This is a genomic window from Dactylosporangium sp. CS-047395, from assembly GCF_050942185.1.
Taxonomy (GTDB): Bacteria; Actinomycetota; Actinomycetes; order Mycobacteriales; family Micromonosporaceae; genus Dactylosporangium.
In genome coordinates this window covers 5,314,707-5,336,162 of record NZ_CP192015.1, presented here as the reverse complement: position 1 = coordinate 5,336,162, position 21,456 = coordinate 5,314,707, and the positions used below count along the sequence as shown (strand labels likewise).

The 21,456-nt window shown below is 72.7% G+C and carries 14 protein-coding genes; 9 read left to right on the top strand and 5 right to left on the bottom strand.

Features of this window, described 5'->3' with window-relative positions; genetic code table 11:
* Positions 1 to 59 precede the first annotated feature (59 nt).
* On the top strand, positions 60 to 1,514 hold the full coding sequence (locus ACQP00_RS25130; RefSeq protein ID WP_433223060.1) for an FG-GAP repeat domain-containing protein: 1,455 nt from the start codon (positions 60 to 62) through the stop codon (positions 1,512 to 1,514).
* Here ACQP00_RS25130 and ACQP00_RS25125 read toward each other — a convergent pair.
* Both ACQP00_RS25125 and ACQP00_RS25120 read right to left on the bottom strand, forming a co-directional pair.
* Positions 1,511 to 1,906 carry a DUF1622 domain-containing protein gene (locus ACQP00_RS25125; RefSeq protein ID WP_433223058.1) on the bottom strand — a complete coding sequence of 132 codons (396 nt, stop codon included), beginning with the start codon at positions 1,904 to 1,906 and terminating at the stop codon, positions 1,511 to 1,513. The genes ACQP00_RS25130 and ACQP00_RS25125 overlap by 4 nt on opposite strands.
* A gap of 27 nt (positions 1,907 to 1,933) precedes the next feature.
* A complete protein-coding gene (locus tag ACQP00_RS25120; RefSeq protein WP_433223056.1) occupies positions 1,934 to 3,007 on the bottom strand; it encodes a hypothetical protein in 1,074 nt (357 codons plus the stop codon).
* A gap of 73 nt (positions 3,008 to 3,080) precedes the next feature.
* Between ACQP00_RS25120 and ACQP00_RS25115 the strand changes: the two genes are divergently transcribed.
* The 5 genes from ACQP00_RS25115 to ACQP00_RS25095 all read left to right on the top strand — a co-directional run bounded on the left by ACQP00_RS25115 (position 3,081) and on the right by ACQP00_RS25095 (position 10,004).
* Complete coding sequence (locus tag ACQP00_RS25115; RefSeq protein WP_433223054.1) at positions 3,081 to 4,649, top strand: hypothetical protein; 1,569 nt, start codon at positions 3,081 to 3,083, stop codon at positions 4,647 to 4,649.
* Positions 4,650 to 4,761: 112 nt separating this feature from the next.
* On the top strand, positions 4,762 to 5,193 hold the full coding sequence (locus ACQP00_RS25110) for a DUF1801 domain-containing protein (RefSeq protein WP_433223052.1): 432 nt from the start codon (positions 4,762 to 4,764) through the stop codon (positions 5,191 to 5,193).
* 72 nt (positions 5,194 to 5,265) lie between these two features.
* On the top strand, positions 5,266 to 6,150 hold the full coding sequence (locus tag ACQP00_RS25105) for an AraC family transcriptional regulator (protein ID WP_433223050.1): 885 nt from the start codon (positions 5,266 to 5,268) through the stop codon (positions 6,148 to 6,150).
* A 99-nt stretch (positions 6,151 to 6,249) separates the two neighbouring features.
* A complete protein-coding gene (locus ACQP00_RS25100) occupies positions 6,250 to 7,092 on the top strand; it encodes an ALF repeat-containing protein (RefSeq protein ID WP_433223048.1) in 843 nt (280 codons plus the stop codon).
* 200 nt (positions 7,093 to 7,292) lie between these two features.
* Positions 7,293 to 10,004: an NB-ARC domain-containing protein gene (locus tag ACQP00_RS25095; protein ID WP_433223046.1), complete on the top strand. Its 2,712-nt coding sequence runs from the start codon at positions 7,293 to 7,295 to the stop codon at positions 10,002 to 10,004.
* A gap of 63 nt (positions 10,005 to 10,067) precedes the next feature.
* On the opposite strand, the gene ACQP00_RS25090 is transcribed toward ACQP00_RS25095, so the two are convergent.
* Together ACQP00_RS25090 and ACQP00_RS25085 are read right to left on the bottom strand one after the other, a co-directional pair.
* On the bottom strand, positions 10,068 to 12,101 hold the full coding sequence (locus tag ACQP00_RS25090) for a glycoside hydrolase domain-containing protein (protein ID WP_433223044.1): 2,034 nt from the start codon (positions 12,099 to 12,101) through the stop codon (positions 10,068 to 10,070).
* Positions 12,102 to 12,129: 28 nt separating this feature from the next.
* Positions 12,130 to 13,821 (bottom strand): BTAD domain-containing putative transcriptional regulator, encoded by a 1,692-nt coding sequence (locus tag ACQP00_RS25085; RefSeq protein ID WP_433223042.1) that lies wholly within the window; start codon positions 13,819 to 13,821, stop codon positions 12,130 to 12,132.
* A 95-nt stretch (positions 13,822 to 13,916) separates the two neighbouring features.
* On the opposite strand from ACQP00_RS25085, the gene ACQP00_RS25080 reads away from it, so the two are divergent.
* Together ACQP00_RS25080 and ACQP00_RS25075 are read left to right on the top strand one after the other, a co-directional pair.
* On the top strand, positions 13,917 to 16,655 hold the full coding sequence (locus tag ACQP00_RS25080) for a BTAD domain-containing putative transcriptional regulator (RefSeq protein ID WP_433223040.1): 2,739 nt from the start codon (positions 13,917 to 13,919) through the stop codon (positions 16,653 to 16,655).
* Between the two features lie 210 nt (positions 16,656 to 16,865).
* Positions 16,866 to 17,288 (top strand): MmcQ/YjbR family DNA-binding protein, encoded by a 423-nt coding sequence (locus ACQP00_RS25075; protein ID WP_433223038.1) that lies wholly within the window; start codon positions 16,866 to 16,868, stop codon positions 17,286 to 17,288.
* A gap of 136 nt (positions 17,289 to 17,424) precedes the next feature.
* Here ACQP00_RS25075 and ACQP00_RS25070 read toward each other — a convergent pair whose 3' ends face one another.
* Positions 17,425 to 20,679 carry a beta strand repeat-containing protein gene (locus ACQP00_RS25070; RefSeq protein WP_433223036.1) on the bottom strand — a complete coding sequence of 1,085 codons (3,255 nt, stop codon included), beginning with the start codon at positions 20,677 to 20,679 and terminating at the stop codon, positions 17,425 to 17,427.
* Positions 20,680 to 20,970: 291 nt separating this feature from the next.
* On the opposite strand from ACQP00_RS25070, the gene ACQP00_RS25065 reads away from it, so the two are divergent.
* Complete coding sequence (locus ACQP00_RS25065) at positions 20,971 to 21,456, top strand: DUF6461 domain-containing protein (protein ID WP_433223034.1); 486 nt, start codon at positions 20,971 to 20,973, stop codon at positions 21,454 to 21,456.

The window sequence follows — 21,456 nt, the reverse complement described above, 5'->3', positions numbered from 1 at the left end:
GGACCTGCAGCGAATCTGCAGCGGCCCCGGTGATCGTCTCCCCATCGAAGGGAGACAATGTGAAAATCACGCGTGTGCTCGCGTCGCTGACCACTGTGGTCATGGCGAGCTTCGGCGCCGTCGCCGTCGCGACCACCCTCGACGTCTCGCCGGCCGCCGCGGCCAGCAGCATCGACGGTCAGATCACCCGTTCCGAGGTCATCGCCCGCGCCACCAACTGGTACAACCGCCGCAACGACTCGGACATGACCTACGACCAGGACGACAAGACCTGGGACGGCACGCACTCCCGGCAGTACCGGACGGACTGTTCCGGCTATGTCGACATGGCCTGGCACCTGGGCAGCGACCCGAACACGACGGGCCTGATGGACAGCGACCTGACGGTGTCCATCACCCGCGCCCAGCTGCTGCCGGGTGACATCCTCGACGACGTGGTCCGCCACTCGGACGAGTCCTCCGACCACGTCATCATCTTCGGCGGCTGGGAAGACACGGCGCACACGCATTTCTGGTTCTACAGCTTCGGTGGTACGCCGATCGTGAAGTACACCGGCATGTCCTTCAGCGACGACAAGTTCGGCAGCCACCCGGTCTCCGACTACGTCCCGCGCCGCTACAAGAAGATCGTCGACGACCCGACCGGCCCGACCGCCCAGCCGGGCCGCCAGCTCGCGGACCTCAACGGCGACGGCCGCCCCGAGCTGATCGGCCGGACGAGCGCGGGCGCGCTGATGGCGTACCCGCACAAGGACACGTCGGCGATCGCCGGCACGTCGTGGGACACGGCGGTGCAGATCGGCTCCGGCTGGAACGTCTACAACCAGTTCATCTTCGCGGATCTGGACAAGGACGGCCTGCCAGAGATTCTGGGGATCAACCCGACCGGCAACGGCACCCTGATGGTGTACCCGCACAAGCACGGCGTGACCGCGATCGCGGGTACGTCGTGGGATGCCCCGTACCAGATCGGCTCGGGCTGGAACGTGTACGACCAGGTGTTCGTGGCGGATCTCAACAAGGACGGCCTGCCGGAGCTGCTCGGCCGTACCACCGCGGGGGCTTTGATGGCCTATCCGCACAAGGCCGGCGTGACGGCGATCCAGGGCACCTCCTGGGACACGGCGGTGCAGATCGGCTCGGGGTGGAACGTGTACTCGATCGTCGCGCTGTCCGACCTGAACGGCGACGGGTTCCCGGAGTTGCTGGGGATCACGACCGCGGGCAACGGGCTGCTGAAGGCGTACCCGCACAAGGCCGGCGTGACCGCGATCGCCGGCACCTCGTGGGACGAGGCGTTGCAGATCGGCTCCGGCTGGAACGTCTACGACGCGGTGCTGACCGGCGACCTCAACAAGGACGGCCTGCCGGAGCTCATCGGCCGCACCACGTCGGGCAACGGCCTGCTGAAGGCCTACCCGCACAAGGCCGGCGTGACCGCGATCGCCGGCACCTCCTGGGATGAGGCGCTCCAGATCGGCTCGGGCTGGAACGTCTACACCCTGCTCGACTAACGCTCACCCTCCCGGGATGACCGCGCCGCTCTGGCGACGACGGTGGCGCCGCTCGTCAGCGCCCGTCGCCAGGGCGGCGCCCCGTCGATCTCGATCTGCAGCGAGAAGCTCAGGAACGTCCGGATGAGCACGATGAGGCCGAGTACCGCGACATTGGTGATGGTCGGCGCAACCGCCACGGTCCGGATGAGATCCGCCGCGACCAGCACCTCCAGGCTCAGCAGCAGCACCCCGCCGAACGACTCGCGCAGCGCCTGATACGCCCGCCGCCCGCCCCCGCGGCGCCAGGCTCCCGCGGCCAGCACCGCCGACCACACCAGCCCGACCACGAGCACCAGGGCCCCGAGCACATCGAAACCCTGCGCGGTGTGGTCCATCAGTTCCGTGAACATCGATCCGACGGTACCAACTCAGCCCGCTCATCGGCGCTGGAACGCCGGGAACACGGCGGGCGCCGGGTCGGTCGCGTCCGGCCAGCGCGCCGCCATCGCCGCGGCGAGCCGCTCGAACCACCCGGCCAAGCGAGGCAGCGCCCCGGCCTCGGCGGCGAGCCGGGTGAACACCCCGATCTGCTGCACGAGCTGCGCCCGCCGCCGCCACCGGATCGCCGCGGGCTGATCGCCGGACGCCAGCAATTGCAGCCGTTGTACCCGCACCGCGAGCGCCGCCGCCGCTCCCACCACGATCGCCTGGTCGAGGCCCTCACCCTCCAGCTCGCCGCGGTACGCCCGATCGGCCGCGCGCACGACGCTCGGCGGGAGGGTCGCCCAGTGCGCGCTGTACGTGGGGAACGGGAAGTGCAGGAAGGACGCGTCGAACCCGAGGTGCCCGTGGTCCGCCCCCTCGAAGTCCACCAGCCGCACCCCGCCGGGCGTGACGATGGCGTTGCCCGGGTTGAGATCGTTGTGCGCGAGCACCCCGAACGGCCCGGGCTCGGCGAACTGCGCGGCAACGAACGCCGCGTCCCCGGCCGCGTCTCGTGCATCGGGCAGGCCCAGGTTCGCGCAGGCGGCCTCGACGTCCTGCCACCGCTCCGCACCGGGCCAGGGCAGCTTCACGCCGACCTGGCTGCTCGTCCCCGCGTGCAGCCGCCCGACGGTCGTCCCGAACGCGATCAGGGCCTGAGCGGCGGCGTCGGCGTCGTCGCCGAGCAGCAGGGCCTCCAGCGTCGGCCAGCTCCCGAGGTCGGCGGTGACCACGACTCCCACGTCCTGGTCTGCCGCAATCAACCGCGGCGCGACCCCGAGGTGAGCGACCGCGCGCAGCGCCGCCTCCTCCCGCCGCAGGTAGGCGGGCCCGCCGTGCCCGTCACCCTCGACCCGCCGCGTCTTGACGACCACGGTCCGGCCGACGCCTTCCACCTCCCGATCGAACGTCAGCCGCGTCACCGGCGCAGCCAGGTGCCCGATCGGCTCCTCGCCGACCACCGTCGCCTGGTTGCCGAGCAACGCTCGCACCGCGTCCCGCCGCCGCGCCGTCAAGGGAAACTGCACCCTGCCTTTCTAGCGGAACCAGCCCCCTCCTCGCTGCGCCCCTCCAGGCGGGCGGCCGCTACTGTGCCGGATCATGGACCGCCCTGCGCACCGTCTGCGCGCCTTCGCGCACGGCGAGCCGGCCTGGCGACTGACCCGGCTGCTCCGGTCCCGGGCGGGTCACTCGCGGCGCCGGTCCGCCCCGCTGCTCCGGCTGGTCGAGCACCTCGCGGACCGCCTGCGCGCCGACGGTGTGCCGGTGCAGGGGTACGCCCCGACGGTGTCGGACCTCGATGTGTGGGACCTGCTGGCGGCCGAACGGATTCCCGTGGAGTACCCGGGGGCTCAGTTTTTCGACCTCGCGGCCTGGTTCGACGACCCGCGACCGGGGCGGCGGACGCTCACCGCGCTGGCCGCACATCCCGCGTTCCGCGACCCGTTCCCGCGCGAGTGCCTCACCTTGATGGGCAGCCACACGTTCGGCGCCGACCGTGGCGGGGAGCTGCATCCGAACCTGCTCGCGCTCGCCCTGTCCGTGCCCGGTGTCGCCGCCGCCCTCGACGCCGAGGTCGACGCGGTGACCGCACACGCGGCGGCCGAGCCGGACGCGGCCCGGCGGAGGGCCCTCCGCCGCCTCGAGCCGCTGCGCTCCCCCGCCGGGTACGCGGCGTTCGGCCCGTACCTGGATCGGGTGGCCGCCCTGGACGCGGGATTCGCGGCGCTGCCAGGCGAACCGGCGCCCGCCGCGGTGTCCGTGCACGCCCACGACCACCACATCCGCAACGGCCTCTTCCGGCTCGTCGCGCAGAACCGCCGGTTTCGCGAGCAGCTCATCGAGGACCCGCGCGCGAGCAGCGGCTACGGCACGATCAGCTACCTGGCCACCCTTCCGGCCGCGCTGCGCAACCCCGGGACCGCGCAGCAGCGGCACTGGCGCAAGTCAGGCTTCCGCGTGCCCGGCTGGACGCAGGTGCTGCCGGGGCTCGGCGCCGTCGCCCTGCGCGCCGGCCTGGCCACGACACCGGAGCCCGAACGGGCCGCCCTCGCCGCGTTGCTGCTCGCCATCGCCGACGCCGGCCTCGCCGACGACACGGCCGGCCTGACGGTGGTCACCGTCGTCCTGGAAGGCGAGGAGGCGCCGGATCCCGCCGTGGACCTCGGCTGCCCGGCCGACCTCGCCGAGGGCATCATGAGCACGATCGGCCTGTCCTGCGACCGCATCATCGTGGCCGGAACCATGCCGGCCCACGACCGGTACCAGGTCGTCGAACGCGTGCCACTCGGCGGCTGGGGCGACACCGCAACCGTGCGCCGGTTCCTGGCCCTGCTCGGCGAGCGAGGCCCGATCGCGTGGCGCCCGCAGTGGGTGCCGGCCGCCGTCGCCGCGGGCCTCGACCTGCCGGCCGACGCCGCCTCGGCGTTACTGGACGGCGGCCGCAATCTCGGCCCTTGCAACCGATGGAAGGGCGAGGCCCGCACGGCACCGCCCGAGGTCGCCGACCTGCCGCCCGAGCGGCTGCTGCAACTCCTGAACGCGGCGATGCCGGCCGACCCGGAACGCTGGTGGACGGCCGGCCCGGACGTCGCCGCCCTGGCGCGGGCCTGGCGGTCGGCGCCGCCCGATCCGCCGTTCGACCTCATCTCCTGGCTGATGCTCCGCTGACGGCCCCACCACCCGTGCTGCGGCGCGCCACCCACCGATCGTTCAACATCAGGTCGAACGAGGGAACGCGATAGACGCCAATGGCAACCGCGCGGGGTCTACCCTGGTCGGCATGGCGAGCGAGCCGAAGACGACCAGGACCGATGCGAGCGTGACCGAGTTTCTCGCGGGCGTGGCCGACCCGAGGCGGCGGGCCGACGCCGAGGCGGTCTGCGCGCTCATGCGTGAGGTGACGGGGCTGGAGCCCGCGATGTGGGGGCCGAGCATCGTGGGCTTCGGGCAGTACCACTACCGCTACGCCACCGGCCGTGAGGCGGACTGGCCGGCGGTGGGGCTGTCGCCGCGCAAGCAGGCGTTGACGCTGTACCTGTCCGACGGGTACGAGCGGTACGCCGAACAGTTGCAACGCCTCGGGCCGCACTCGACCGGGCGGGCCTGCCTCTACATCAAGCGGCTCGCCGACGTCGACGTCGAGGTGCTCCGCGAGCTGATCCGGGAGGGATTTCAGCACATCAACGGGCGTACCGTCACGACCGGCGCCTGATCGGATCGGACCACGGCGATCGGGCGCGAGGTGCCGGTGCTCGGCGAGGCTTGTCCGTGAAGGGAGGGCCTCATGATCTCGGCACTCAACCGGCTCGCCGATCTGGTCGAGAAGCAGCTCGTCCCGGAGCAGACCGCCACGGAGCTCGACGTGGCCGCGCTGGCCAAGGCGGCGGGCACGACGGAGTACCACCTGCGCCGGATGTTCTCCTCGCTCGCGGGCATGCCGCTGTCGGAGTATGTGCGCCGGCGGCGGATGACCGTGGCGGCGGCGGACGTCGTGCGCGGGCAGGACGACCTGCTCAGCATCGCGGTCCGGCACGGGTACGGCTCCACCGAGGCGTTCGGCCGCGCGTTCCGGGCGGTGCACGGCGCCGGGCCGGGTGAGGTGCGCCGCGACGGAGGCCCCCTTCGCACACAACCGCAGATCAGGTTCCGCCTGACCGTCGAAGGGAGCATCCCCATGGACACCCGCATCGCCGACCGGCCCGCGTTCCGGCTCGTCGGGCACGCGACCCGCGTGCCGCTGATCCACCACGGCATCAACCCGCACATCCAGCGGTTCGTCGCCGCCCTGCCGGCCGAGGTGCACGCCCGGCTGAAGGCGCTCAGCGGCACCGAACCGGCCGGGCTGCTGCAGGTCAGCGACGACGTCGACCAGGACGCGGCTGAGGGCACCGAACTCACGTACCTGCACGGGGTGGCCGTCGCCGCGGGCACGCCGGCCCCGGACGACCTCGACGCCATCGAGGTGCCGGCCGGCCGGTGGGCGGTCTTCCGCACCGCCGGGCCGTTCCCGCAGACCCTGCAGCAGGCGTGGGCGGCGACCGCGACGGAGTGGTTCCCGTCCAACCCGTGGCGGCTGCGGCCGTGCCCGTCGATCGTCGCGATCCTGGAACGCGCCGACGACTTCAGCACCGCGACCTGCGAACTGTGGCTGCCCGTCGAACCGGCGTGACCGCCCGGTCCGGGATCTTTTCCGGTCGTCGCATCCGTCGACGGGCTTGTATGCTTCGCGGCGGCAATCGCACTCGTGAACGAACGGGGAGACGATCACATGCGATGGAAGATCCCGGCCGGCGTCGTCCTGACCCTGGCTTTCCTGGCCCCGCCCGCCTCGGCGGCAGCGGCCCCGCCCGCGGTGAACGCGGCCACCACCTGTCCCACCGTGTTCGTGTACGCGGACTTCCGCGACCGCATCACCATCGACCTCGACACCGCCTCCGACACCGAGGTCCGGCTGCTGGCCAACCAGCTGCAGGCCGAGGCCAGGGCGGAGAAGCTCACCACCTCGCCGGGCCGCTTCCAGACGGCCCTCGACGGCACGCCCGAGAACCTCCGCACGTACCTCAAGTCCGGCTGGCAGACCTCCTGGCGCATCGACCTGCGGGTCGCGGTGAACCAGACCATGTCGGCCGGCGGCCCCAACGTCAAGGCGGCGGCGCAGATCGTGCTTGATGACGGTACCGTCGAAGCCTTCCTGGCTTTCCAGAACGACGGCCGCTATCTCGCCCGCGCGGCGGACGCCGGCAACCTCAAGCTGTTCGCCGATTTCCGCTCGCTCATCACCATCGACCTCGACACCGCCTCGGACCTTGAGGTGCGGCTGCTGGCCAACCAGCTGCAGGCCGAGGCCAAGGCCGAGAAACTGACGACGCTGCCGGGCCGCCTGCAGACGGCCCTCGACGGCACGCCAGAGAACCTCCGCACGTACCTCAAGTCCGGCTGGCTGACCTCCTGGACCATCGACCTGCGGGTCGCCGTGAACCAGGCCATGTCCGCCGGCGGGCCGAACGTGAAGGCGGCCGCCCAGGTCGTCCTCGACGACGGGACCAGGGACGTGTTCCTGGCCTTCCTGAACCACGGCCTGTACGTCGCCCGCGCGCAGGACTGCGTGTAACTCCTTCCGAGCCGCCCGCGCCGGGGTACCGGCGCGGGCGGTCCCGCGCGCTCTCGGCCGGGCAGCCCGCCGGCCAGTGCACGATCGCGCATCGTACCGATCGGACGACAGCCGATCGGACGGGTCGCCCTGCCGGGGAAGGTGCCGGAATCGACCGCACGCGGGTGGGCAGCGTCCGTCGGCACTGGGACCATATCGGCATGAGCCCAAGGCGACGGCCGGCGGCCTGGCAGGGTGCCGCCATCGCCTCCGGGCTGGCGGCGCTGCTGAACGCGGCGGTCGCCTTCAACACCAACCTGCTGTCGGCGCTCGTACCGCAGAGCGCGGTCGCGGCGCACCGGTACTGGTTCATCGCCTCGACCGCCGTGCTGCTCCTCGCGGCCGCCGGTCTGGCCGCGGTCGCGGTCCGCCCGGCTCGGGCGGAGACCCCGTCCCGGGATGAGGCGCCGCTCGTGACCGCGGACGGCGGGGCGGTCATCGTCCGCTCGCTGCAGGATCACGGCCCGCAGTTCCAGCAGCTTCCCGGCAGCACGAGCGACTTCACCGGCCGGGACGGCGAGCTGGCGGCACTCCACGAGCGGCTGACCGCGGGCGGTGTCGCGGTCGTGGCACTGTACGGGATGGGCGGTGTGGGAAAGTCGGCCCTCGCGCTCGCCGCGGCGCATCAGGTCAAGCAGCATTTCCCCGACGGTCAGCTCTTCGTGAAGCTGACCGACGGCGCGACGCCGGTGCCGGTCGAGGTGCTGCTCCGGCAGGTGCTCATCTCGCTGGAGGCGCCGCCTCCCCCGGACGCCGGCGAGCAGGCGATGCTGGCGTTGTACCGCTCCCTGGTGACCGGCAAGCGCCTCCTGATCGTCCTCGACAACGCCACCGACGAGCGCCAGGTCCGGTGTCTGGTGCCGACCGGCCCGGTCAGCGCGATGCTCGTGACCGGCCGCCGCCCGCTCGACGCTGTCGAGGGAGCGCACGTGGTCCCGGTACTGCCGATGGACGACGACGACGGCCTGCACCTGCTCTGCCGGTTGGCCCCGGACCGAACGGACGACGCTTCGCTGGCCGCGCTGCTGGAGCCGTGCGGTGGCCTGCCGCTCGCGATCCGCATCTGTGCGGGCCTCCTGCGCCGCCGTCCCCATGATGCGGCCGGGGTCCTCGCCCAGTCGCTGAAGGAGGAGCAGAGCCGGCTCCTCGTCGCCGCGGTCGGTGATCTCGAAGTCCGGGCCTCGCTCGCCCTCAGCTACGCGACGCTGCCGCCGGACCTGGCCCGGCTCTTCCGGCGATTGGGTTGCGTCGGCTCGACGGACTTCAACGCCGAGATCGCCGCTCCGGCCGCCGAGCTCGAAGCCGGCGCGTGCGAGCCGCTCCTCGACGAGCTCGTCGAAGCCCAGCTGGTCATGCACTCACCGTTCGGCTTCTCGTCGTACCGGCTGCACGTCCTGGTTCGCGCCTTCGCGATCGACCGGCTGGACGCGGAGGAGGACACCGCCACGATCAACCGGGCCCTCATCGCCTACGTGAACGGATTCGCACTGGCCGTCCGGCGCATGTCGATGTTCGCTGACGCCACGCGTTTCAACGTGGCCGACGACGAGGACGAGGACGTCAGGCCGGGAACAGTGGCCGGCACCCACGTCTGGTTCCGCATCCAGATGCCGCGCGTCATCTCCGTGACCCGCTGGATGGTCGGCTACGAACAGTTCACCAACGCGCATCAGGTGGTCGCCCTCGCCGAGCCGTACCTGCTCACGTCGGGTGACGTCCGCGGCCGGGAGCTGTTCGGCCTCGGTCTGGCGGCGGCGCTGGCCGCGGGGGCCGACGCGCCGGCCGCGCGGTTGGCCGTCGCGACCTGCGAGCACGAGATCGGCCTGGCCGACAGGGCGGACTGGCCCCGGATCGAACAGCTCGCGGCCCAGTTCCCCGGTGACCTTCCGCCGGACCTGCCGGCCGAGACGAGACTGCGGTGGGATGTCGTCCGCGCCCATCTCGCACTCCACGCGGGCGACACGGACGGGGCGCTGCGCCTGGCCGCCGCGGCGGAGGCCGAGGCGGCCGCGCTCGAGCTCTGGACGATCCGCAACAGCGCGCTGGCGTTCCGGTCCCGGTGCCTGCTGATCAGGGGCGATCGCGGCGCGGCCGAGCTCCCCGCACGCCAGGCGTTCGCCGATCAACGCCAGCGCGGGGACTACTTCGGGCTGCTCCGCACCGCAGAACTGATCATGCTCGCGGCCCACCCCGACCCGGAGCGCGACGAGGACCTCCAGTACGGCCACCGCATGTTCGACCGGTTGATCGAGACACCGCACAACGTCCGGTACTACGCCATCTGGGCGGCGTGCCTCGAAGGCAGCGGGAAGTGGTGGACCGCCCTGCAACAGTACGAAGAGGTGCTCCGGATCGCGCGCAACCGCCGCCTGCTGGACGAGCTGCCGAAGGTCACCGAGGCGATCGAGCGCTGCCGCCCGAACGCGGCCCGGTGGGAGACGGCCAGGGCACATTTCCGGGAGACGAATCTCAGGCTGGGCGAGGGCGCCATCACCCCGGAGTTCGCGATCGGCGAGTTCCGCGCCATCGGCGACGAGATGCGTGCGCTGCATGATCTGGACGCCGTGGCGACGACGCTCGTCTCGCTCGGTGTGGCCCTCATGCACGTCGGCCGCCTCGACGAGGCGTGGGAGGCCCAGACCACCGCGCTCGGCATCGCCACCGACGTCGACGAGGGCTTCCTCATCGCCGCGGCCAAGGACAACTGCGCGGACATCGCCACGGCGCGGCGGGACTGGGACCTGGCGGCCCGCCTGTACGACGAGGCCGAGGCCGAGGCCCTGCGGCGCGGGCTGGACGACCTCGTGGAGACCGTCCGCCGGGATCGCGCCGCCTTCGAGCAGCAGCGAGCGGCGTGGCAGTCGGCGAACTGAGCAACCGCAAGAGTGGCGGCGCGGCCCCGCGGTTCGTTGCGGGACCGCGCCGGTGACCGTTCGTCAGTCGAGCAGCGTGTAGACGTTCCAGCCGGAGCCGATCTGCACCGCCGGGTCCCAGGAGTTGCCGGCGATCGCGGTCACGCCGGCCTTGTGCGGGTAGGCCTTCAGCAGCCCGTTCCCCGACGTCGTCCGCCCCAGCAGTTCCGGCAGCCCGTCCTTGTCCAGGTCGCCGGTCATCACCGCGTCGTAGACGTTCCAGCCGGAACCGATCTGCAGCGCCTCATCCCACGAGGTGCCGGCGATCGCGGTGACGCCGGCCTTGTGAGGGTACGCCTTCAGCAGCCCGTTCCCCGCGGTCGTGATCCCCAGCAACTCCGGGAACCCGTCGCCGTTCAGGTCGGACAGCGCGACGATCGAGTACACGTTCCACCCCGAGCCGATCTGCACCGCCGTGTCCCACGACGTGCCCTGGATCGCCGTCACGCCGGCCTTGTGCGGATAGGCCATCAAAGCCCCCGCCGTGGTACGGCCGAGCAGCTCCGGCAGTCCGTCCTTGTTCAGGTCCGCCACGAACACCTGGTCGTAGACGTTCCAGCCCGAGCCGATCTGGTACGGGGCGTCCCACGAGGTACCGGCGATCGCGGTCACGCCGTGCTTGTGCGGGTACACCATCAGGGTGCCGTTGCCGGTCGGGTTGATGCCCAGGATCTCCGGCAATCCGTCCTTGTCGAGGTCGGCGAAGATGAACTGGTTGTAGACGTTCCAGCCGGAGCCGATCTGCACCGCCGTGTCCCACGACGTGCCGGCGATCGCCGACGTGTCCTTGTGCGGGTACGCGAACAGTGCGCCCGAGCTGTTGCGGCCGATCAGTTCCGGGCGGCCGTCGCCGTTGAGGTCCGCGAGCTGGCGGCCCGGCTGCGCCGTGGTGGTGATCGGGGCGTCCAGCTGCACGTCGAGGTAGTCGCTGTCGATGTTGATGGTGACGCCGCCGTAGGTTTCGTTGTGGCCGCCCGTGTACTGGTGGATGCGCTGGTGGTCGGACCAGCGGTTGGCCGGGATGTCGGGGTCCGAGGTGTTGGCGGCGGTGCCCCAGTGGGCGAAGTCGATGATGTCCGGCATCTCGTAGTCGTCGTAGTGGGCCACCAGGTCGCCGATGCCGGAGGAGACGCTGCTGTACATGCCGGAGCTGTAACCCTTGGCGTGCAGCTCCTTCGTCCACGCGGCCATGAACTGCAGGACGGTGGTGGTGGAGCTGGACGAGTACGACTCCATGTCGAAGATGATCGGGCTGCCCTTGCCGAAGCCCAGGGCGCTCGCCTTCGCCACGGCGTCATCCGCGGCCGCCTTGCCGTCGGCGGCCGGTGCGGTGATCTTGCTGCAGTCGCAGCTGGTGGTGGGGGCCTGCTTGCCGACGTACAGCAGGAAGAAGTGCCACCCGGCCGCCACCTGCGTCGACACGTAGCTCGCGGTCAGGTTGGGCTGCGAGCAGCTGCGGTTCTCGCCGCCGATGTAGACGCCCAGGGCCCGGTACGGCGAGGCCTTCCACGCGTTCATCGTCGACGCGCTCGGGGCGGCGCACGGGTCGAAGCCCTTGCCGGTGTAGTTGGTCGCGCCGATCGGCACGGCGGCGAGGGACGGGGCGGCGGTGCGCGGCGACACCGCGGCGCCGGTCGACGACACGCTGGACAGCACGGCGGCCGCGGTGGCGCGGTCGCCGCCGAAGGTGGCCTGGACGTGGACCGCGCCGGCGACCCGGTCGAACTGGCCGGGCGTCTCGCCGTCGGGCGGGGTGGCCGCACCGGCCGGTTCGAGCAGGACGGCCTCGGTCCGGCCGAACAGGTGCGACGGGCAGGCCTGGTCGGCCGCGGGGGTGCCCAGGTACACGGCGTGCACGTCGAAGCGGACGCAGGTGCCCTTCGTGGCGGCGAGGTCGATGACGGGCCAGGCCGCCGGTACGGTCACCGAGGTGCCGTTCCAGGTGATCCGGCGCTCGCCGGACGGGGCCGCCTGCGCGGGATGGGCGGCGGTCGCGAGGACCGCGAGGCTGATCACGCCTGCGGCCAGCGCGCGCAGCGTGACACGGACTGAAGCCAACGTCGGCTCCTAACTCATCGAGGATCTTTTACTCCCCGACATTGACCACCTCCGCTGCAATGGCGCTGGAGGTCTGCTGTAGGTGCTCCAGCGCGAAGCGCCGGGTGAGCGGGTGCATGCGCAGGCGCGGGCCGGCGAGGTCGAGCAGGTGGGCGTCGACGAGCCGGTCGAGGCCGGCCAGGTGATCGAGGGCGTGGCGGGCTTCGGGGTCCAGCAGGCCGTACAACTGCTGGATCTTGATCTTGAAATCGCCGGCGAGGTCGTCGAGCCCCAGTGCCGCCAGGGGCCAGCTCGGGTGGGCCGCGAGCCGCTCGCCGGCCGGTCGCAGCGCCAGGGGCAGTCCCCCGCACGCCTCGACGATGGCGGCGGCCGCGACCGGCTCGGCCCGCAGCCGCTCGGCCCCGACCATGCGCTCCAGGAACCGCAGCGAGGTGCCGGCGTCGAACGGGCCGAGTCCGGTGCGGGTGGCGCCCGGTGGACCGACGCGGCGGTACCGCGACGTGACCAGCACCGCACAGCTCGGCGACCCCGGCAGCAGCGGGGCCAGCTGCTCGTTGTCGAAGGCGTCGTCGAGCACGAGCAGCATCCGCCGGCCGGCGAGCGCCTCCCGCAACCGCACCGCCCGGTCCGCGGCGCCGTAGGGCACGGTCGCGCCGAGCGCGCGCAGCAGGTGGTGCAGCACGGCGGCCGGGTCGGCGGGAGTGTCGCGGCCGTGCAGGTCGACGTGCAGCTGCCCGTCCGGGAAGCGGTCGGCGACGGCGTGCGCGGCCCGGTTTGCCAGGGTCGTCTTGCCGGTGCCGACGGGCCCGGCGATGACGTGGATCGGCACCGCGGGCACCGGGGCGGTGGCGGTGAGCTCGGCGATGATCCCGTTGAGTTCCCATTCCCGCCCGGTGAAGTCCGCCGGTACCGCCGGCAGCTGCGCCGGCCGCCGCCCGCCCGACCGCCGCGGGGTGACCCGGACCGGCCCGAGGACCGCGGTGTCGTCGCGCAGGATCGCCAGGTGGGTCGCGGCCAGCATCGCGCCCGGTTCGACGCCGAGCTCGTCCAGCAGCACGGCCCGCCCCGCGACGAAGGCGGACAGGGCGTCGGCGCGGCGGCCCAGGCGGTACAGGACGGTCATGAGCAGCGCCAGGAACCGCTCGCGGGCCGGGTAGCGGGCGACCAGCGGGGCCAGCTCGCCGGCCAGCCCGTCGAGCCGGTCGGCGGCCAGCGCGGCCGTGAAGCGCTCCTCCAGCACGTCGAAGCGCAGCTCGTCGAGGTGGACGGCGGTGCCGCGGAAGTACCGGTTGTCGGTACCGCCGAACGCCGCCCCTCGCCACAGCGCCAGCGCGCGGTCGAAGGCGTCGACCGCCTCGGCCGGGCGGCCCGCGACCATCGCCTGCCGCCCCGCCCCGGCGTGCCGGATGAACGCCTCCCGGTCCAGCGTCCCGGCGGGCGGCCGGGCCACGTACCCGGCGCCGTTGGTCACGATCGCCGGCTCGGCGCCGTGCGGCCGCAACGCCCGGCGCAGCTGCGAGACGTAGGTCTGGACGAGCGCCCGCGCGGTCGGCGGCGGCTCGTCGCTCCAGACGGCGTCGACCAGGCGGTCCAACGGGACCGTCCGGCCCCGCTCGGCCAGCAGGGCGCCGAGCAGGAAGCGCGGCTTGGGGCCGCCGAGGTCGACCGGGCCGGCCCCGTTCCAGACCTCGATCGGACCGAGAATGCGGAACTCCAGCATGGCGCGAGGGTCGCAGCGCCGCGCACAGGTCCGGGTATAGATTCATCACAGGTCGATGACCGCCTATATGAATACACGGGGAGCACGGATTCGCGATGGCGGACGTACCAGCCTTCGGGCTGCTCGGACCCATGACGGTGACGGTCGGCGGACAGCCTGTCACCGTGCTGGGTCAGCACACGCGGGTACTGCTGGCGGCACTGCTGCTGGAGCGCGACCACGTCCTGCCGCTGGACCGGCTGATCGACATCGTGTGGGGCGAGACACCGCCGCGCACCGCCCGGGTCCAGGTGCGCAACCGCACCGCCGGGCTGCGGCAGGCCTTCGCCCGGCACGGCATCGCCGACGTCATCAGCACCCGCGGCAGCGGCTACCTGATCCCCGGCGACCGGGCCGAGCTGGACCTGGACCGCTTCGACGAGCTCCTCGCCGAGGCGGAACGGGCCGGGGACGCCGAAGCGGTACGGGCCCTGGACGCCGCCCTCGCCCTGTGGCGCGGCCCGGCGCTGGACGGCCTCAGCGACTCGGGCCTGCTCAGCGACGCGCAGCGGCTGGACAAGCGGCGCACCGACGCCCGCATCCACCGGGCCGCACTGCTGGTCCGGCTCGGCCGCGCCCCCGAGGCCACCGGCGAGCTCACCCGGCTCGCCGAGCAGCACCCGTGGGACGAGCGGGTCGCCGCCCAGCTCATGACCGCGCTGCGCACCACCGGCCGGCAGGGCGAGGCACTGCTCGCGTTCGACCGGTTACGCCTCGCGCTCGCCGACGAGCTGGGCGTCGACCCCGGCGCCGAGCTCACCGGCCTGCGCGACCAGATCCTGCGGGTCCGCCCGGCCGCACCGGCCCGCCAGGTGCCCCGCGAACTCCCCCGCGACATCGCCACCTTCATCGGCCGGACCGGCGTGCTGCACCAGCTCGACGCGGCCCTCGCGGCCGACGGCGCCGCCCCGCGCATCGCCGTCCTGGAGGGCACGGCCGGCATCGGCAAGACCACCCTCGCCGTGCACTGGGCCCACCGCGTCGCCGCCCGCTTCGCCGACGGGCACCTCTACCTCGACCTGGCCGGCTTCGCCCCGGGCGGCACCGCGGTCGACACGGCGCGAGCGGTCCGGCGCCTGCTCGAGTCCCTCGGCGTCCCGGCCGCGCGGCTGCCTTCCGAGAAGGAGGGGCAGATCGCGTTGTACCGCAGCCTCGTCGCCGACCGCCGCCTGCTCCTCGTCCTCGACAACGCCCGCGACGCCGAACAGGTGCGCCCGCTGCTCCCCGGCTCGCCCGGCAGCATGGTGGTCGTCACCAGCCGCAACCAGCTGCTGAGCCTGGCCGTGAAGGACGGCGCCCGCCGCCTGCGCCTGGACGTCATGCCGGAGCCGGAGGCGTCGGCCCTCTTCGCGGATCGGGTCGGCGCGGACCGGGTGGCCGCCGAGCCGGACGCGGCCGGCACCATCGTCGCCCGCTGCGCCGGCCTCCCCCTGGCCCTGGCGGTGGTCGCGGCCCGGGTCGGCACCCGCCCCGACTTCACGCTGGAGGGCCTGGCCGCCGACCTCGGCGACACCCGCGCCGGCCTCGACCCGTTCGACGTGGGCGCGGCCGACACCGACGTCCGCGCCGTCTTCTCCTGGTCCTACCGCACCCTCGGCGAGCCGGCCGCCCGCCTGTTCCGCCTGCTGGGCCTGCACCCGGGCCCGGACGTCTCGCTCGGCGCCGCCGCGGCCCTGGCCGGCCTCCCCGCCCGGGCCGCCCGCCAGGCCCTGACCGACCTGTCCCGGGCCAGCCTCGTCGGCCCTCGCGACCCCGGCCGGTTCGCCCTGCACGATTTGCTCCGGGTGTACTCCACTGAGCTCGCCGCCTCCCACGACTCCGACGCCGACCGGCGCGCCGCGATCGTCCGCCTGCTGGAGCACTACCTGTGCTTCGCGTACGCGGCGGCGGTCCGCTTCCGCCCGCACCGCCGCCCCATCGACCCCCCGCCTGGTCTGCTGCCCAGATTCGCCGCCCGTGACGAGGCCGCGGCCTGGTTCACCGCCGAACGCCGCGTCCTGCTGAACATGCTCCGCCTGGCCTCGGAGGCCCGCTGCTGGGACCACGGCTGGCGCCTCGCGTGGTGCCTGGCGGACTTCCTGGACCACCGCGGCCACTGGCACGACCTGCTGGCCGCCCAACTGGCCGGCTGGCGCTGCGCCCGGCACACCGGCGACCCGCGCGCCCAGGCCCACGCCCGGGCCGGACTGGGCCGCGCCTACGCCCGCCGCGGCCACCCCGAACGCGCCCTGCGCCACCTCGACGGCGCCCTGCAACTCTTCGGCACGGCGGGCGACGAGGCCGGCCAGGCCTACGTGCACCGCGGCCTGGCCGGGAACCTGGAGGCCCTGAACCGCCTGCCGGAGGCCCTGGAGCACGACACGCGCGCCATGCACCTGTACCGCCGGGCCGGCGACGAGGCCGGGCAGGCCAGCGCCCTCAACGGCCTGGGCTGGTCCAACGCCCAGCTGGGCCGTCTGGAGCCCGCCCTGACCGCGTGTGGCGAGGCCCTGCAACTGCACCGGCGCACCGGCAACCGGCATGGCGAGGCTTCGGCCCTGGACAGCATCGGGTATGTCCACCACCGCCTGGGCGACCCCCGCGAGGCGGCGCGGCACTACGGCCTGGCCCTGACCCTGTTCCGGGAGCTCGGCGACCGGTTCTCGGAGGCCGACACGCTGACTCACATCGGCGATCTGCGCTCGGCCGAGGGCGACCATCCCGGCGCCGAACGCGCCTGGCGCGAGGCCCTCACCATCCTCCAGCCCGCCGGCCACCCCGCCGCGGCGGCCGTCCTCGCACGCCTGGCGAGGTGACCTCTGGGCAAATACCTGAGCAATGCCAGGATGCCCTGGGCGCCGGCGACGCGGCCGCCTTCACCCGGCTGGAGTGCACGAAGTACGGCTACTGACCATCCATTCGGAGCGGTTCACCTGCACGACACGGAGCCGCAACGCGGTCGCCGTCAGCAGCACCACCACCGCCGCGCACGAGCCGCTCCCCGCTGCCGCCGGTATGGTCGAGAGGTGTCCGGTCCTGGTGACGTGCCGCCCGAAGTGCTGGACCGGCTGCGCGCGATCTGCCGGCGACTGCCCGAAGTGTACGAGGAACCGGCCTGGATCGGGGTCCGCTGGCGCATCCGGGCGCGGACGGTCGCGCACGTCTACACGCCGGACCCTGGGCGGTTTCCGGTGTACGCGCAGTATGTCGTCGACGGTGAGCCGCCTACGGTGATGACGTTCCGGGCGCCGCTGGAGGATCTGCACGGGCTGACCGTGGGCGGGTTTCCGTTCTTCCGCGCGCCGTGGGGGGCGAACGTCGCCGCCGCCATCCTCGGTGCGGACACCGACTGGGCCGAGATCGGCGAGCTGCTCACCGACAGCTACCGCGAGATGGCACCCAAGTTCTTGGCCGCCCGCCTCGACGTTGGTGCCGAATCGGCCGACTGAGTGCCGAACGCTCAGCCGGCCGGTCGCGCTGTTCAGGCCCGGCGCCGGCGGCGGGCGGCGGCGCTCGTAATGCGGCCGGTCGCCGTTCAGCCACGGTGGCGGCGGCGCTCGTATTGCGGCCGCGGCCGGTCGAGGTTCAGGCGCGGCGCCGGCGGCGGGTGGTGGCGGCGATCAGGGCGGCGCCGCTCGTCGTGAGGCCCAGGCCGGTTGCCAGCATCATCGCGAACGCCGGGCCGGTGACCGGGAGGCTGCTGCCGCCGCCGACCGACGGGGCGACGGTGATGGCGAGCGACATCGCGCGGACCGTGCCGTCGGGCGCCACGCCCTGCGCGACCGCGGTGTGGTCGCCGGTCGCCAGGCCCGCCGGGATCGTGACGAGCTTGCTGAAGGAGCCGGTCGCGTCGGTCACCGCGGTGCCGAGCACGGTCGGCGTCGAGTAGATCGTGATGATCGCGGTGGAGTAGGGCGCGAAGCCGGTACCGATGAAGGTGATCTGCTCGCCGGGTGCGGCGCTGCTGATGTCGCCCTGGTCGGTGGTCAGCTGCAGGTTGGTCTGCGGCGGCGCGGCCGGCGGCTCCGGCGCGAGCGGGGTCGCCTCCGCCGACGGGGTGCTCGGGGCCGAGTCACCGGCGGCGGACTTGGCCACTACGGTCACCGTGTACGTCGTGCCGGCCGTCGCACCGAGCACGCACGTCAACGCGCCGTCGGTGGTGCAGGTGGCGGGGCCGGGGCTGGCGGTGGCGACGTACCCGGTCACCGGCGAGCCGTTGGTGGTCGCCGCCGGCCAGCTGACCGTGATCGACGAGGTGCCGGAGACGACGGTCACCGACGCGGGCGCGGCCGGCGGGGCGGTCACGGTCAGCGTCGCGGCGGCACTGTTCGCCGTGGTCACGGAATTGGTGAAAACGGCCCGAAATTGCGTCGCGTCGTCGCCAATCGTCACCGTGAACGTGTAGGTGGGGCTGGTCGCGCCGGCGATGGCGGTCCACGCACCGGTGCCCGCCTTCGACTCCCACTGCACGGTCGGCGCCGGGTTGCCGCTCGCCGCCGCCGTGAACGTCACCGACTGGCCGGCGTTCTTCGTCTGCGCCTGCGGTTCGGTCGTCACGGTCGGTCCGAAGTGGACGGTCAGGGTGGCCGGGTCGGTCGTGGCCGGGGTGCCGATGCCGTTGGTGAAGGTGGCCCGGTATTGCGTGCCGTCGGCCGCGGCTGCCGCCGTGACCGTGTAGGTGGCGTTCGTCGCGCCGGCGATGGCGGTCCACGCGCCGGTGCCCGCCTTCGACTCCCACTGCACCGTGGGCGTGGGCGATCCGCTGGCCGCCGCAGTGAACGTCACCGAGTCGCCGGCGTTCGCCGTCTGCGGCTGCGGCTGGGTCGACACCACCGGCGCGTCGGTGATGGTCAGTGTGGCCGCGGCGCTCTGAATACTGCCGATGCTGTTGGTGTACACCGCGCGGTACTGCTTGGCGTCGTCGTTCGCCGACGTGGTGAACGTGTACGTGTCGGTCGTCGCACCGGCGATGTCCGCCCAGTTGCCGCCGGTCGTCTTCACCTGCCACTGCACGCTCGGCGCCGGGTTGCCGCCGGCGGCCGCCGTGAACGTCACCGACTGGCCGGCGTTCTTCGTCTGCGACTGCGGGGCCGTGGTCACGGTCGGTGCGAAGTGGACGGTCAGGGTGACCGCGTTGGTCGTCGCCGCGGTGCCGACGCCGTTGGAGTACACCGCCCGGTACTGCTTCGCATCATCCGCGGCCGCCGTCGTGAACGTGTAGGCGTCACTCGTAGCGCCGGCGATGTCGGTCCACGCGCCGGTGCCCGCCTTCGACTGCCACTTGACGGTCGGCGCCGGCGTCCCGTCGGCCGCGGCGGTGAACGTCACCGACTGGCCGGCGTTCTTGGTCTGCGCTTGCGGCTGCAGCACCACAGTTGGGGCCGCCGTCACGTTCAGCGTCGCCGCGTTGCTCTGCACGCTGCCGGCGGCGTTGGTGAACTCGGCGCGGTACTGCATGCCGTCGTCGTTCGCGGAAACCGTGAAGGAAAGCGTCGGGTTCGTTTCCGCGGGCATGGCCGTCCACACGCCGTTGCCCTGCTTCGACTGCCACTGCACGGTCGGCGCCGGGCTGCCGCTCGCCGCCGCCGTGAAGGTCACCGTGTCGCCGTCGTTCTTCGTCTGGGACTGCGGCTGGGTCGTGACCGCCGGCAGCGTCTGCACGGTCAGCGTCGCCGCGTTGCTCGTCGCGCTGCTGACGGAGTTGGTGAACACGGCGCGGTACTGCATGCCGTCGTCACCGATCGCCGCCGTGGACATGTACGTGGTGCTGGTCGCGCCGTTGATGTCGGTCCAGCTGCCGCCGGTCGTCTTCGACTGCCACTGCACCGTAGGCGTCGGGGTCCCGCTGGCCGCCGCCGTGAAACTGACCGGCTGGCCGTCGTTCTTCGTCTGCGACTGCGGCTGCGTGGTGACCGCCGGGGCGGTGTTGGAGGCGGCGAACGTGAACTGGACGTCCGCGTTGGAGGTGCCGCCGGGCGACGTGACGACCACCGGCACCGCCCCGGCCGCGTGCGCGGGCGTGGTGGCCGTGATCTGCGTGGCGCTGTTGATCGTGTACCCCACCGCGTCGGTGCCGCCGAAGGTCACACCCGACGCGCCGGACACGCCGGTGAAGCCGCTGCCGGTGATGACCACGGTCGTGCCACCCGCGTCCGTGCCGCTGCTCGGCGCCAGGCTCGTGACCGCCGGCGCCGCGATGTACGTGAACTCGCTGCTCGCCGAGGTGGCCGAGTCCATCGGCTCGGCGCTGGCACCCATCTCCACGTCGTTGATCGTGACGACCACGTCGACCACACTGGCGGGGTTGGCCGGTACCGTCACGGTGAGCTGGGTGTCGCTGTCGATGGTGAGGTTCGTCCCCGGAGTACCGCCGAAGGTCACCACATCCACGAGGTTGAACGCGGTGCCGGTGATGACCACGCTCGTACCGCCGGCGACCGGCCCGGAGCTGGGACTCATCCCCGTCACGGTGGGCGGCGCCAGCCAGTGCACGGTCGTCGACTCGCTGCCCACCGTCGCGGTGGTGCCGTCGTACACCGTGTAGACCTCATCGGTGCCGGCCGGCTTCGCGCTGGCCGGCTGCACCACGATGTCGCTGCCCTGAACGCTCCAGGTGTTGCCCGCGATCGCCACACCGTCGGCCCGCACCTCGGTGACGTCCGCAAGGTTCGTGCCGCTGATGGTGAACTGCGGGGACGGGTTGCTAGCCGCGAACTTCCTCGGGAAAACCGAGGTGACGGTCGGCGAGCCGCTCTCCAGGATGCCCGGCCCGGCCGCAAACGCGATCGCCGGCGCACCGATCAGGCCGAACAGCAGCCCCAGGACCATCGCCAGCCCCACGCCGCCCCGCCACGACTCGCGCCGCCGGTGCCGACCGCGAACCCCGAATGCACCAACCACGTCAACCCCCGCGGACGCTCACAATGTGTCACCGAACATAAGCGCACGGCTCTTCACCTGATGGCGGAATGCGGAGATTCGCGGCCGTCGGACCGCATTGCGAACCCCCCGGGGCTGCTGTGACGCACGGTTCCCACGGCGGCGCCCCGACACTCAAGGCGGTGAGGTCTTGCGCCCCGCGATTGATCATGAGTGGCCGCGGGCCGGCCGGAGTTGGGGCAGGCTGGAAACGTGGTGGCGGCGGAGGACTACGCGTGGGCGGTCCGGTCGCACGCGCTGTCGACCAACTACTGCCTTACCTTTGTGCGCGGGCGGACGCCGGACGAGGTCGTTGCGCGGCTCGGCGGGATGCGGCCGATTTCAATCAAATCCGGGGATGCGGCGTTTGCGGCGCAGCAAGTCGTGCAGCACCGGATCGACGAGGACGGGGCCGCACAGCCCAGCCGGCTCGGCTACGTGGCGGTGACGCAGGCCGGGGAGTGGGCGATGGTCGTCGAGCCCAACGGCTTCGGGTGTACGGGCGGCGAGTGGCTGCGGGCGCTCGACGCGGAAGTGTTCTCGTTCTTCGCCGGCGAGTACTCCGATCCGCAGTTCGTCTGGGCGCGGCGAGGCGAGATCCTGGTCAGCTTCGACCCTGGGTACCCGGACGAGCAGCGCTGGGGGTCGGAGCCGAACCGCCTCGACGCGACGTTGCGGGAGCTGGGGTTCGCACGCTGA